Source organism: Streptomyces sp. NPDC048734 (assembly GCF_043198675.1).
GTDB lineage: Bacteria > Actinomycetota > Actinomycetes > Streptomycetales > Streptomycetaceae > Streptomyces.
On the sequence record NZ_JBICUZ010000008.1, the window covers coordinates 76,275 to 89,155 of the forward strand.

A 12,881-nucleotide genomic window follows, 5' to 3' on the forward strand; every position below is an offset into this window, starting at 1 on the left:
AGGACCGACAGGACCGAGAAGAAAAGAACCCATGTTCCGTACCGCCCTGCGCAACGTCCTCGCGCACAAGGCCCGGCTTCTGATGACCGTGCTCGCCGTGATGCTCGGCGTGGCCTTCGTGTCGGGGACGCTGGTCTTCACCAACACCATCTCCGACGCCTACCAGAAGAGTTCCGCCAAGGGATTCGACCAGGTCGACGTCGCCGTCACGGCCGAGTTGCAGGAGGACGAGGGCGACCGCATCGGCAGGATCCCCGATCTGACCCCGTCCCTTCTCGACACGAGCGCGAAGGCACCCGGCGCCGCGTCCGCCATCGGCGTCGTCCGCGGCTTCACCGCGATCGCCGACAAGGACGGCAAGCTCGTCGGCGAGGGCTTCCAGTCGCAGGGCGGCAACTACTGGGGCGACAAGGACCCCCGGTACCCGCTCCAGGAGGGCACCGCCCCGCGGGGCCCCGGCCAGATCGCCCTCGACTCCGAGACCGCCCGGCGCACCGGCTACGAGGTCGGTGACACCGTGCGCCTCTCGGTGGACGGCCCCGTCCTCACCCCGAGAATCACCGGCGTCTTCACCACCGACGACGGCAACGTCGCCGCGGGCGGCAGCCTCACCCTCTTCGACACGGCCACCGCCCAGCGGCTGTTGGGCAAGCCCGGCACCTACCACGAGATCGACGTCAAGGCCGCCGCCGGCACCTCGCAGGCCGCGCTGAAGGCCGCCCTCGACAAGGCGCTGCCGAAGGACCTCGTCGAGACCACCACCGGCGGGCAACTCGCCGACGAGCAGGCAGAACTGATCTCCTCGCAGATGAGCGGCCTGAAGCAGGGCCTGCTGGTCTTCGCCGGCATCGCGCTCTTCGTCGGCACCTTCATCATCGCCAACACCTTCACCATGCTGGTCGCCCAGCGCACCAAGGAGCTGGCGCTGCTGCGCGCGGTCGGCGCCTCCCGCCGGCAGGTGACCCGGTCGGTGCTGGTCGAGGCGTTCGTGGTCGGCACGGTCGCCGGGCTGACCGGACTGGTCGCGGGCGTCGGCATCGGCGCCGGGCTGCGTTCGCTGATGGGCACGCTGGGGGCGACCGTTCCCGACGGCCCGCTGGTCGTGTCGCCCGGCACGGCCGCCACCGCCCTGGCCGTCGGCGTCGTCATCACCGTGCTGGCGGCCTGGCTGCCCGGCCGGCGGGCCGCGAAGATCCCGCCGGTCGCCGCGATGAGCAGCGTCCACGCCACCGCGTCCACCAGGTCGCTGGTGCTGCGCAACACCCTCGGCGCCCTGCTCTCGGCGGCGGGTGTCGCGGTCGTCCTCGCGGCCACCACGATGAGCGGCTCCGACGGCCAGGCCCCCATGGGGCTCGGCGCGGTCCTGCTCGTGATCGGCGTGTTCGTGCTCACCCCCCTGCTGTCCCGGCCGCTGATCGCGGCCGCCGCGCCGGTCCTGCGGATCTTCGGCGTGTCCGGCAAGCTGGCCCGGCAGAACTCGGTGCGCAACCCGCGCCGTACGGCCGCCACGGCCTCCGCGCTGATGGTGGGCCTCACCCTGATCACCGGCATGACGGTGATGGCGGGCAGCCTCCAGAAGTCGATCGACAAGATGGCCTCGGCCGCGATCGAGGCCGACTACGTGGTGTCGATGGCGAACGGCCGCGGACTCTCCCCCGACGTCGAGGAGAAGCTGAAGGCGACCGACGGGGTGGCCGCCACCAGTCCGCTGCGCAACGCCCTCGTCCGCATCGACGGGCGGACGACCGAGTACGTCACCGGCGTCACCGGCTCCGCCATCGCGCGGCTCACCGACCTCACGGTCGCCGACGGCGCCTTCCGGGTCGACGGCGGCCGGGTAGTCGTGGACGAGGACACCGCAGAGTCGTACGGGTGGAAGGCCGGATCACGCTTCTCGGTGGCGTACGAGGACGGCGCCAAGCAGCGGCTGACGGTCGCCGGCGTCTACCAGGGCAACGAGATGATCCGGGGCATCATCCTGGACAACACCGCCCTCACCCCGCACCAGGACGACCCGACCGACATGCAGGTCATGGTCAAGACGTCCGGTGGCGCCTCGGACGCCGTGAAGGACCGGCTGGAGAAGGCCCTCGGCACCAACCCGGCCATCAAGGTGCAGAGCAGGCAGGACCTCTCCGACGAGATCGCGCAGTTGTTCACGCTGATGCTGAACATGCTCTACGGCCTGCTCGCGATGGCCGTGATCGTCGCGGTGCTCGGGGTCGTCAACACGCTGGCGATGTCGGTGTTCGAGCGCTCGCAGGAGATCGGCATGCTGCGGGCCATCGGGCTGGACCGGCGGGCCGTGAAGCGGATGGTGCGACTGGAGTCCCTCGTGATCTCGCTGTTCGGCGGGGTGCTCGGCATCGGGCTCGGCGTGTTCTTCGGCTGGGCGGCCGGCGAGTTGATCGGCACGTCGATGCCGACCTACGAACTCGTCCTGCCGTGGGGCCGGATGGCCGTGTTCCTGGCGCTGGCCGGCGCGGTCGGAGTGCTCGCCGCGCTCTGGCCGGCGCGGCGGGCGGCCCGGCTGAACGTGCTGACGGCCATCAAGTCGGAGTGAGGGAAGGTAGGTTCGGGGCCCCGTCGGGTAGGACGACGGGGCCCCTTGCGCTGTCCGCCGCCGCAGGCCGGTTCCAGGCGCGGGTGCGCAGCGGCAGGCCGGAGGCCGGGGATGCCGGAACCCGGAGGTACCGGAACCCGGAGCCCGGAACCCGGAGCCCGGAACCCGGAGGTACCGGAACCCGGAGCCCGGAACCCGGAGGTACCGGAACCCGGAGCCCGGAACCCGGAGGTACCGGAACCCGGAGGTACCGGAGCCCGGAGGTACCGGAGCCCGGGGTGCGGACGGCCAGGGCCTGGTCGACGCGGATGCGGTCGCGTAAACGCCCGCGGAGGTTCCCCGCAGTCCCCTCCGGGGGCGTGGGTGGGCAAACCGTCCGGGTCGGTCGTGTTCCGCCGCGGGCTGCGCCCCGGGCCCCGGTTCTGCCCGCCCGGCCCGGTCGGCGACCGGTTGCCGACGCGGGGCTGCGCCCCGGGCCCCGGGCCTGCCCGCCCGCCCCGCTCACGCCGAAGGGGCCGCCCGCACCACGGATGGCGGACGGCCCCTTCGGGGGGTTCGGTGAAGCCGTGTCAGGAGGCCTTGGCCTTCTCGCCGGTCTTCTCGGTCTGCTTCGCCGCCACCGGGGCCGGCTTCGCGGCCTCGTAGAACTCCTCGCGCGGGGACTCCAGCGCGCCGAGCGAGACGACCTCACGCTTGAGGAACATGCCGAGCGTCCAGTCGGCGAAGACGCGGATCTTGCGGTTCCACGTCGGCATCGCCAGGCCGTGGTAGCCGCGGTGCATGTACCACGCCAGCCGGCCCTTGAGCTTGATCTTCATCTTGCCCATGACGATCATCGCGACGCCCTTGTGGAGGCCGAGGCCCGCCACCGCACCCTTGTTGGAGTGCTCGTACTCCTTCTGCGGGAAGCCCCGCATGCCGGAGATCACGTTGTCGCCGAGGACCTTGGCCTGACGGAGCGCGTGCTGCGCGTTCGGCGGGCACCAGGCGTTCTCGACGCCGGCCTTGCGGGCGGCGACGTCGGGGACCTGGGCGTTGTCGCCGGCGGCCCAGATGTAGTCGGTGCCCTGCACCTGGAGCGTGGCGGCCGTGTCGACGTGACCGCGGGGGCCCAGCGGGAGGCCGTAGCGGGCGAGGACGGGGTTCGGCTTGACGCCGGCCGTCCAGACGATCGTGCTGGAGTCGACCTCGAGTCCGTTCTTCAGCACCACGTGGCCGTCGACGCAGGAGTCCATCGAGGTGGAGAGGTAGATCTCCACACCGCGGCTCTCCAGGTGCTCCTTGCCGTAGGCGCCCAGCTTGGGGCCGACCTCGGGAAGGATCTTGTCGGCGGCGTCGACGAGGATGAAGCGCATGTCCTCGCGGGACACGTTCTTGTAGTACTTGGCCGCGTCGCGGGCCATGTCCTCGACCTCACCGATGGTCTCCGCACCGGCGAAGCCGCCGCCGATGAAGACGAAGGTGAGCGCCTTGCGGCGGATCTCCTCGTCGGTGGTGGAGTCGGCCTTGTCGAGCTGCTCGAGGACGTGGTTGCGCAGGCCGATGGCCTCCTCGATGCCCTTCATGCCGATGCCCTGCTCGGCGAGGCCGGGGATCGGGAAGGTGCGGGAGACCGCGCCGAGGGCGATGACCAGGTAGTCGAAGGGCAGCTCGTACGCCTCGCCGACCAGCGGGGCGATCGTGGCGACCTTGCGGTCCTGATCGATGGTGGTGACCCGGCCGGTGAGAACCTCCGCCTTGGGCAGCACGCGTCGCAGCGGGACGACGACGTGGCGCGGGGAGATGTTGCCGGCGGCGGTTTCCGGGAGGAAGGGCTGGTAGGTCATGTACGACCGGGGGTCGACGACCGTGACGGTCGCCTCGCCGTAGCGCATCTTCTTCTGGATACGCCGAGCTGCGTACAGGCCTACGTACCCACCGCCTACTACGAGGATCCTGGGACGCTCCGTGGTGCTCATGCCATCGAGTATCCACCCGCCCCAGGGGGGTAGCTCGTGCGCCCCTTCACAAGCTTACTCGGGGTGTGTGCTATCCTCCGCCGCCCACGTGATCCATGTCATGATGCGCGACGGGAACCCGTGTGCATCCGGTGCCGTTGTCAATGCCGCGTGAGCTGCCTCTCCGGGCTTCGGGGTGCCGGGTGAGGCCCCCGAAACACGTCCCGCGCGACCCTCGCGAAACGTCCGCGCCTTCCGCTTTTGAACATGTTCACCCGACTGCCGGACCCCCGGAAGGGCCAAGCGGCCCCCCTTCGTCATCCGAGAGGGCCGTTTTCCTTGTGAAGAACTTCACGAAGTTTTCCGAGGAGGTGTCGCCGAGGGGCGCTTCCCGGTCGTTTCCGACCCCCTCGAGGGCGCTCAAACGTTCTCCCACCTGCTCAGCAGAGGGGTTATGCCACCGACCGGGCGATGCCGTCGAGGATCGCTCCTTAACGCGTCTCGGCGGCGCAGCTGTGGGCTATTCCGTCGAGGATGTCGTGCTCGCTCACCACGACCTCCTCGGCGCCGATCCGCTCCATGATCGACAGCAGCACCAGGGCGCCCGCGGCGATGACGTCGACCCGACCCGGATGCATCGACGGGACCGCCGCCCGCTCGGCGTGGGTCGAGCGCAGCAGCCACTCGGTGATCTCACGGACCCGTTCCCGCGAGACCCGGGAGTGGTGGATGGCCCGCGAGTCGTACTCCGGCAGTTCCTGCGCGATCGCCGAGATGGTCGTGACGGAGCCGGCCAGGCCCACCAGGGTGTGCGCCTCGCGCAGCGGGACCGTGCGCTCCGCGAGGTCCAGGGCCGCCTCGATGTCGGCGCGCATCGCCGTGATCCGCTCCTCGGCGGGCGGGTCGGTGACCGCCCCGCCCACGACCAGGTGCCGTTCGGTCATCCGCACGCAGCCGACGTCCACGGAGCGTGCGGCGCGCACCCGGTCGTCCCCGACGACGAACTCGGTCGAGCCGCCGCCGATGTCCACGACGAGGTAGGGCTTCGTCAGGTCGTCACGGCCCGTCAGTTCCCTGGTGGCGCCGGTGAAGGAGAACTCCGCCTCCTGGTCGCCGGAGATCACCTCGGGCTCGACGCCCAGGATGTCCAGCACCCCGCGCACGAACTCGTCCCGGTTCTCCGCGTCGCGCGAGGCGGAGGTGGCCACGAAACGCAGCCGCTCGGCGCCGTGCTCCTTGACGACCGCCGCGTACTCCCGGCACGCGGCGAAGGTCCGCTCCAGCGCCTCGGGCGCGAGCCGCCCGGTCCGGTCGACCCCCTGCCCGAGCCGCACGATCGTCATCCGGCGGTCCAGTTCGACCAGTTCACCGGTGTCGGGGTGGACGTCGGCGACGAGCAGACGGATGGAGTTGGTACCGCAGTCGACGGCGGCGACACGCGTCATCGGGCGTCTCCCTCGACCGGCTCGAAGGCGAAGTGGCCCGTCCCGTCCTGCGACGTGTCCACCTGCCGGCCCTCCCCGGCCGGCGGCCGGGACGACGTCACGCAGGTCCCCCTGGCCCACCACTGCGGCAGCATGCCCAGCGCCTCGTCCCCGAGCGGATTGACTCCCGGCCCCGCGGCCAGGGAGTGCGCGACCAGCACGTGCAGGCACTTCACCCGGTCCGGCATGCCGCCCGCGCTGGGGAAGTTCTTCAGCTCCTCGATCTCGTCGCGCCGTCGCACGTAGTCCTCGTGCGCCGCCCGGTAGGCCGCCGCCAGCTCAGGGTCGGCCTGGAGCCGTTCCGTCATCTCCTTCATCACGCCGTTCGCCTCGAGCGTGCCGATGGCGGAGTTCGCCTTCGGGCACGTCAGGTAGTACAGCGTGGGGAAGGGGGTGCCGTCGGGGAGGCGGGGGGCCGTCTCCACCACGTCCGGCTGGCCGCAGGGGCAGCGGTGGGCGATGGCGCGCAGTCCGCGCGGCGGCCGTCCGAGCTGCTGCTCGAAGGCCTCGACGTCGGCGTCGGTGGGCTCGGTGCGAGGAGTGGTGGGCGGAGGGGTTTCCATGCCTGTACGGAAGTCTCTCTAGTCGGTTCATCGGCCGGCGGCGGCGTCGGACTTGTCGACGGCGTCCCAGACGTTCGAGTACCAGGGGCGGTCGGCGGCCCCCTGATCGGCGCGGGACTGCTCGGCGGCGTCGGGGTCGATCACGATGTAGCCCGTCTCCCCCGGCATCACGTAGTGCAGCCGCAGCCGGATCTGCTGTTCGGCGTAGGCGTCGTCCTGCCAGCGTGCCTTGAGGTCGCGCAGCTGTTCCACCCGCTCGCGGGCCTGCTCCTTCTCGCGGTGGAGATCGGCGATCTCGGCGCGCTGGGAGACGTACTGCCGCATCGGGTAGGCCAGGGCCAGGACCAGCGTGCACAGGACCAGCGCGAGGAGGGCCGCGCGGCCGGTCAGGCGCGAGCGGCGGGCCTGGCGCTTGGTCTGGGACCGGTAGACCCGGGCCGCGGTCTGCTCGCCGAGCAGCTTGATCCTGGTCGTGGTGGAGAAACGGTCCCGGTCCTTCACGGCCATGTCGTCCCCGCCTCCCGTCTCACACGTGCGTACGTCCCCGGACACGGTACGGGACCGGTACGGGGACGTACGTACGACTGGCTCGGGATGAGCCCTCAACGGCTCAGCCGGGCCGGTTCGACCCTGTGGTGCCGCGCGGCCTCGGGGCCTCAGCCCTTGAAGCGCGGGAAGGCGCTGCGGCCGGCGTACACCGCGGCGTCGTCGAGGATCTCCTCGATGCGCAGCAGCTGGTTGTACTTGGCGACGCGGTCCGAGCGGGCCGGCGCGCCGGTCTTGATCTGGCCGCAGTTCACCGCGACGGCGAGGTCGGCGATGGTGACGTCCTCGGTCTCGCCGGAGCGGTGGGACATCATGCACTTGAAGCCGTTGCGCTGGGCCATCTCGACGGCGTCCAGGGTCTCGGTCAGCGAGCCGATCTGGTTGACCTTGACCAGGAGGGCGTTCGCGGAGCCCTCCTCGATGCCGCGGGCCAGGCGCTCCGGGTTGGTGACGAAGAGGTCGTCGCCGACGATCTGGACCTTGTCGCCCAGCTTGTCGGTGATGACCTTCCAGCCGGCCCAGTCGTCCTCGTACAGCGGGTCCTCGATGGAGACCAGCGGGTACGCGGAGACCAGCTCCTCGTAGTACTCGGTCATCTCGGCGGCCGAGCGGGACTTGCCCTCGAACTCGTAGGCGCCGTCCTTGTAGAACTCGGACGCGGCGACGTCGAGCGCGAGCGCGATCTGCTCGCCGGGGACGTAACCCGCCTGCTTGATGGCCTCGATGATGAGGTCGAGCGCGGCGCGGTTGGACTCCAGGTTCGGGGCGAAGCCGCCCTCGTCGCCCAGGCCGGTGGACAGGCCCTTGGTCTTCAGCACCTTCTTGAGGGTGTGGTAGACCTCGGCGCCCCAGCGCAGGGCCTCGGAGAAGGACTCCGCGCCGATCGGGGCGATCATGAACTCCTGGATGTCCACGTTGGAGTCGGCGTGCGAGCCGCCGTTCAGGATGTTCATCATCGGAACGGGCAGCAGGTGCGCGTTCGGGCCGCCCAGGTAGCGGAAGAGCGGGAGGTCGCTGGCCTCGGAGGCGGCGTGGGCGACGGCAAGGGAGACGCCGAGGATGGCGTTGGCGCCGAGGGAGCCCTTGTTGTCGGTGGCGTCCAGGTCGAACATGGCCTGGTCGATCAGGCGCTGCTCGGTGGCGTCGTAGCCGACCAGCTCGGGGCCGATCTGCTCGATGACGGCCAGGACGGCCTTCTCGACACCCTTGCCCTGGTAGCGGTTCGGGTCACCGTCGCGAAGCTCGATGGCCTCGAAGGCGCCGGTGGAGGCGCCGGAGGGGACGGCGGCACGCCCCGTGCTGCCGTCGTCGAGGCCGACCTCGACCTCGACCGTGGGATTGCCTCGGGAGTCCAGGATTTCCCGGGCTACGACGACGTCGATGGACGGCACGAGCATCTCCTTCTTGGGATGTGACGCTGGTTGTGCGGGGCACGAGCGGGCCGTGTGGAGCCCTTGCTGAGCCTTGCGACTAGAGCCTAACCGCCCCGGGGCGTCGGTCGGCCGACCGACCGTCCCGTGGACAGGGAGACGGTACCCATTGTTTCAGTCCGGAACAAAGGAGGTGGCCGACAGAAGGCGGCGAACGGGAAGAGAAAACCCCGCCCGGGTGCGTACGGGGGAACACGCACCGGGGCGGGGGGACCGTGGGGACGGGGGCTCCCTCACGAGGCCTTCAGCGTGACGGCCTCGACTGTGAGGGGGCTGTGGTCCGACCGGGGGCCGGATGTCACTTCAGGTGCAGCTGCTGACCCGGGTAGATGAGGTCGGCGTCCTGGACGATGTCCTTGTTCAGCTCGAACAGCTCGGCCCAGCCGCCCTTGACGCCCTGCGCCTCGGCGATGGAGCTGAGGGTGTCGCCCGTGACGACCTTGTACTCGCCGTCGCCCTTCTTGACCTTCTCGCCGGTCGGGGTGGTGACGGTCTTCTGGGACTTGACGGCCGGGCGCTCGGCGGAGCGGGAGGCGCCCTGCTTCTCGGTGGAGCGGGTGGAGGTCTCCGAGGAGCCGCCGTCGGACGAGCCGCTGGAGGACGAGCCGGTGGAGGCCGAGCCGCTGGAGGACGAGCCGGTGGAGGCCGAGCCGCCGTTGTACGCGGCGCCGGACAGGCCCACGCCGCAGACCGGCCAGGCACCCTTGCCCTGGCCCGCGAGGACCTTCTCGGCGATCTGGATCTGCTGGGACTTCGAGGCCTTGTCGGCGGTGGAGGCGTACTGCGTGCCGCCGTACGCGGCCCAGGTGGAGGCGGAGAACTGCAGGCCGCCGTAGTAGCCGTTGCCGGTGTTGATGGACCAGTTGCCGCCGGACTCGCACTGGGCGACCTTGTCCCACTCGGAGGCGGTGGCGGCGGAGGCGTTGCCGGCCGCCATCAGCGGGGCGGCGATGGCGACACCGGTGACGCCGGCGAGCGCGGCGGCGCGGGCGGCCCTGGACGGACGACGGTGCTTGCCCTTGGCGGAAAACAGCATGGTGGATCCCCTCACCGACGCCTGCGAGGTGAGCTGTCGGGTTCGGGCCGTGTGAGTTGCCCGGCCACTCCCGCCCGGGAGCACTGCTCCCGAAAGGCGTGGCTTCACCCCGAGCCGTTCCGGTCGACCGACCGGTACGGCACTTACCTTGGGTCCCCCGCTCCTGCCTACGGCGCTTGACGCGACGACTGTTCCCGGGCTGCCACTGGCAGGATTCGGCGTTGCGGCAGCCGGGGCTCGGGTTGCCGAGCGATCACGACCGTAGACACGCGCTCGGCGGAATTTCAAAGACGATCACGCCTTCTGAGACTCATCCCACACTTTGATCAAAACGGACATTCGGCCCGAAGTGTGACGTGAACTCCCGCTGCTTTTCCCGTTTTTCCGCCCTATTCCACCCCTGTGTCGAGGGTCTGACCGGGGGTGATGTCGTTCGGGTCGGCGCCGATGGCGTCCTTGTTCTCGGCGTAGAGCGCGCGCCATCCGCCGTCGAGTTCAAGGGAGTCGGCGATGGAGACGAGGGAGTCGCCGTCGCGCACGACATAGGTGCCCACCGCGCCGCCGGAGGCGCCCGCGGCGTGCCGGCCGGCGGAGGCCGCGGTGGTGCCGTCCGGCACGGTCTCGTCGGCGGAGGTGCCGCGGTGGCGGCCGGAGGTGAGGGAGCCGGTGTCGACGAGGCTCCAAGAGCCCACCTCCTGGACCGACTTGTCCGAGTCGTCCACTTCGGGGGTGGCCGTGGGCGAGCTGTCGTCCGTCCCCGAGGTGCCCGCGTCCGCGTCCGCGTCCGCCGACGCGTCGGACTCCGGGGAGTCGTCCGACTTGCCGGAGGAAGGGGACGAAGTGGACGGAGAGGCCTCGTCCGTGACATCCGAGGAGGATTCGTCCGAAGGGGAGGCCGACGCGTCCTTGTCGTTCGAGGAGTTCGAGGAATTCGACGAGTTCGAGGAGCCGGACGCACCCTTGGACAGGTCGGACAAGCCGGACGACACGGGGGATTCGGACGAGTCGTCCGCCACCCCGGTGTCCAGACTGCCCGCGCCGTTCTCCTTGCTGAGCCCGGACGTCAGCCCGCAGGTCCCCCAGGCGCCGACGCCCTGGTCGGCGAGGACCTTCTGCGCGACGGATATCTGCTGGTTACGGCTGGCCAGGTCGGGGCGCTCGGCGAAGTCGAGTCCGCCGTACGCCTCCCAGTCCTCCTGGCTCAGCGCCAGACCGCCGTACTCGCCGCCACCCTGGTTCGCGCTCCAGGAGCCGCCGGTCTCGCACTCCGCCACCGTGTCCCACACCGTGCCGTCGGCCGCGCTCGCGCCGGTGGCGCCGAGCAGCGGGATGGCGATCGCGGAGCCGGTCACGCCGGCCGCGACGAGGAGGGCCGGAGCCTGACGGGGGCGCCGGTGTCGACCGTTCCCGGAGAGCATGCGGGGGCCTTTCTCGAGACAGCAGTGCTTGCGCGGCCCAGGAGAACGAGGGCGCCGCGCTGACAGGTGAACGTATCGGCAGACGATCACTTGTCACAAGTTAATGCCGCGCAGATCACGTGAAGATCACAGAAGTGAGGAATGGTCACTTCTGCTTCGCCATCTGGGCACATAACGGATGGTCAGCGGACGGCTGCGGGGGGTTCACCGGAAACGGCCGGGCCGAACCGCACGGGCAGGGTGCGCAGTCCGCGCATGATGAGGCCGCCGCGCCACCTCAAGTCGGCCGGATCGGCGTCCAGTCGCAGATCGGTCAGCCGGGTCAGCAGGGTGGCCAGCGCGGTCTGTCCCTCCAGGCGGGCGAGGGGCGCGCCCAGGCAGTAGTGGATGCCGTGGCCGTAGCCCAGGTGCTGGTTGTCGCGGCGGGACAGGTCCAGGACGTCCGGGTCGGCGAACCGCTCCGGGTCCCGGTCGGCGGCCGCCAGCACGACGAGGACGGCGTCACCGGGGGCGATGTCCTGCCCGCCCACGGTCAGGGGCTCGGTGGCGAACCGCCAGGTGGCGAGTTCCACCGGCCCGTCGTAGCGCAGGAGTTCCTCCACACCGGTCGCGAGGAGGCCGCTCTCGCCCGCGGCCAGGGAGTCCTGGAGGCGGGCCCGCTGTTCGGGGTGGGTCAGCAGGGCGTAGGTGCCGTTGCCGATCAGGTTGACCGTCGTCTCGAACCCGGCGAACAACAGGATGAAGGCCATGGCGGCGGCCTCGTTCTCGGTGAGGTGCTCGCCGTGGTCGGAGGCACGGATCAGACCCGAGATGAGGTCCTCGCCGGGGGCCGCATCCGCGGGAAGCTCCAGGCGCTTGCGGTGGATGAGGTCCAGGAGATAGCCGCGCATCTTCTTCACCGACCGGGCGACACCGCCGCGCGGGCCCCCGCCGTGCCGGATCATCATGCCCGCCCAGTCCCGGAAGTCGTCCTGGTCCTCGCGGGGAACGCCGAGCAGGTCGCAGATGGCGTGGATGGGGAGCGGGAAGGCGAAGTCGTGGATGAGGTCGGCGGTGCCGCGCTCCGCGAACCGGTCGATGAGCCCGTCCGTCAGCTCCTGCACGCGGGGCGCGAACTCGGCGACCCGGCGGGGCGTGAACGCCTTGCTGACGAGGCGTCGCAGCCGGGTGTGGTCCGGCGGGTCGATGTTCAGCAGATGCGTCATCAGCTCGGCCTTGCGCTCACCGGGGATCCCGGTCCTGCCCCTGGCGTGCGCGGGCTCGTCGTGGTGCGCCGGGTTCTTGCTGAGCCGCTGGTCGGCGAGGGCCTGCTTGGCATCGGAGTACCGGGTGACCAGCCAGGCCTCCACACCGCTGGGCAGCCGCGTGCGGTGCACGGGCGCGTGCTCGCGGAGCCAGGCGTAGGCGGGGTAGGGGTCGGTGGCGAACTCCCAGGTGAACAGGGCTGGCGCGGACGGCTCGGGTGCGGGCTGCTGGGTCACTCCCCGACGGTAACCGGGACCGGGGCGCCGGCCGCGCGCGGCCTGACGCGGCCCCGGCCCGCGGCTGCCGGTCGCGGCTGCCGGTCGCGGGGCCTGTTCGGGGCCTGTGCGGAACGGAACCCCGGAGCGCGGAGGCGGGGTTCCGTTCCGGCCTCACGGCGCCCGGCGCGGGGCCACGTCGTGGCCGTCCTGCTCCCCCGGCCCGACTCCGCTCGATGCACTCGCACACCTCGCAGGCGCCGCCCCGATGTGCCCGGCACCGCGCCCGGCGTCGGCGTCCGGCGGGAGTGCTGGGCGTTCGGCGTCCGCGTCCGGCAGGCGGTGCCCGGCGTCCGACGGCAGCGGGCAGCAAGTGGTGCCCGGCACCCGCATCGGCGTCCGCACCCGGCGGATGGTGCCCGGCGTTCGGCGTCCGCGTCCGGC

General features: G+C 71.0%; 9 protein-coding genes and 1 riboswitch. Of the genes, 1 reads left to right on the forward strand and 8 read right to left on the reverse strand.

Translation table 11 applies throughout. The annotated features are described in order from the left end of the window. Positions 1-31 precede the first annotated feature (31 nt). Entirely contained in the window at positions 32-2,563 is a 2,532-nt protein-coding gene (locus ACGFQC_RS21805; protein WP_363086545.1) for an FtsX-like permease family protein, read from the forward strand. A 569-nt stretch (positions 2,564-3,132) separates the two neighbouring features. Here ACGFQC_RS21805 and ACGFQC_RS21810 read toward each other — a convergent pair. From ACGFQC_RS21810 to ACGFQC_RS21845, 8 genes are all read right to left on the reverse strand, one after another. Then, positions 3,133-4,521, reverse strand: a complete 1,389-nt coding sequence (locus ACGFQC_RS21810) for an NAD(P)/FAD-dependent oxidoreductase (protein WP_363086546.1) — start codon at positions 4,519-4,521, stop codon at positions 3,133-3,135. 470 nt (positions 4,522-4,991) lie between these two features. Then, the gene (locus ACGFQC_RS21815; RefSeq protein ID WP_363086547.1) at positions 4,992-5,945 is read right to left on the reverse strand and encodes a Ppx/GppA phosphatase family protein; all 954 of its coding nucleotides are present in this window, start codon (positions 5,943-5,945) and stop codon (positions 4,992-4,994) included. Continuing rightward, positions 5,942-6,547, reverse strand: a complete 606-nt coding sequence (locus tag ACGFQC_RS21820) for a DUF501 domain-containing protein (RefSeq protein WP_363086548.1) — start codon at positions 6,545-6,547, stop codon at positions 5,942-5,944. Before ACGFQC_RS21820 ends, ACGFQC_RS21815 begins: the two co-directional genes overlap by 4 nt. Positions 6,548-6,574: 27 nt before the next feature. Beyond that, positions 6,575-7,054 carry a septum formation initiator family protein gene (locus ACGFQC_RS21825; protein WP_363086549.1) on the reverse strand — a complete coding sequence of 160 codons (480 nt, stop codon included), beginning with the start codon at positions 7,052-7,054 and terminating at the stop codon, positions 6,575-6,577. A 149-nt stretch (positions 7,055-7,203) separates the two neighbouring features. Further along, on the reverse strand, positions 7,204-8,490 hold the full coding sequence (eno, locus tag ACGFQC_RS21830) for a phosphopyruvate hydratase (RefSeq protein ID WP_363086550.1): 1,287 nt from the start codon (positions 8,488-8,490) through the stop codon (positions 7,204-7,206). A 331-nt stretch (positions 8,491-8,821) separates the two neighbouring features. Continuing rightward, positions 8,822-9,559, reverse strand: a complete 738-nt coding sequence (locus ACGFQC_RS21835) for a transglycosylase family protein (RefSeq protein ID WP_363086551.1) — start codon at positions 9,557-9,559, stop codon at positions 8,822-8,824. Positions 9,560-9,562: 3 nt separating this feature from the next. Beyond that, positions 9,563-9,744: riboswitch (cyclic di-AMP (ydaO/yuaA leader) on the reverse strand. 204 nt (positions 9,745-9,948) lie between these two features. Beyond that, positions 9,949-10,977, reverse strand: a complete 1,029-nt coding sequence (locus tag ACGFQC_RS21840) for a transglycosylase family protein (RefSeq protein WP_363086552.1) — start codon at positions 10,975-10,977, stop codon at positions 9,949-9,951. A 182-nt stretch (positions 10,978-11,159) separates the two neighbouring features. Further along, a complete protein-coding gene (locus ACGFQC_RS21845) occupies positions 11,160-12,458 on the reverse strand; it encodes a cytochrome P450 (RefSeq protein ID WP_363086553.1) in 1,299 nt (432 codons plus the stop codon). Positions 12,459-12,881: the final 423 nt, after the last annotated feature.

Bases quoted from the DNA above. Each gene is read 5' to 3' on its own strand.
- ACGFQC_RS21835 (WP_363086551.1), bottom strand. From the start codon at position 9,559: ATGCTGTTTTCCGCCAAGGGCAAGCACCGTCGTCCGTCCAGGGCCGCC.
- eno (WP_363086550.1), bottom strand. From the start codon at position 8,490: ATGCTCGTGCCGTCCATCGACGTCGTCGTAGCCCGGGAAATCCTGGAC.
- ACGFQC_RS21810 (WP_363086546.1), bottom strand. From the start codon at position 4,521: ATGAGCACCACGGAGCGTCCCAGGATCCTCGTAGTAGGCGGTGGGTAC.
- ACGFQC_RS21840 (WP_363086552.1), bottom strand. From the start codon at position 10,977: ATGCTCTCCGGGAACGGTCGACACCGGCGCCCCCGTCAGGCTCCGGCC.
- ACGFQC_RS21805 (WP_363086545.1), top strand. From the start codon at position 32: ATGTTCCGTACCGCCCTGCGCAACGTCCTCGCGCACAAGGCCCGGCTT.
- ACGFQC_RS21820 (WP_363086548.1), bottom strand. From the start codon at position 6,547: ATGGAAACCCCTCCGCCCACCACTCCTCGCACCGAGCCCACCGACGCC.
- ACGFQC_RS21825 (WP_363086549.1), bottom strand. From the start codon at position 7,054: ATGGCCGTGAAGGACCGGGACCGTTTCTCCACCACGACCAGGATCAAG.
- ACGFQC_RS21815 (WP_363086547.1), bottom strand. From the start codon at position 5,945: ATGACGCGTGTCGCCGCCGTCGACTGCGGTACCAACTCCATCCGTCTG.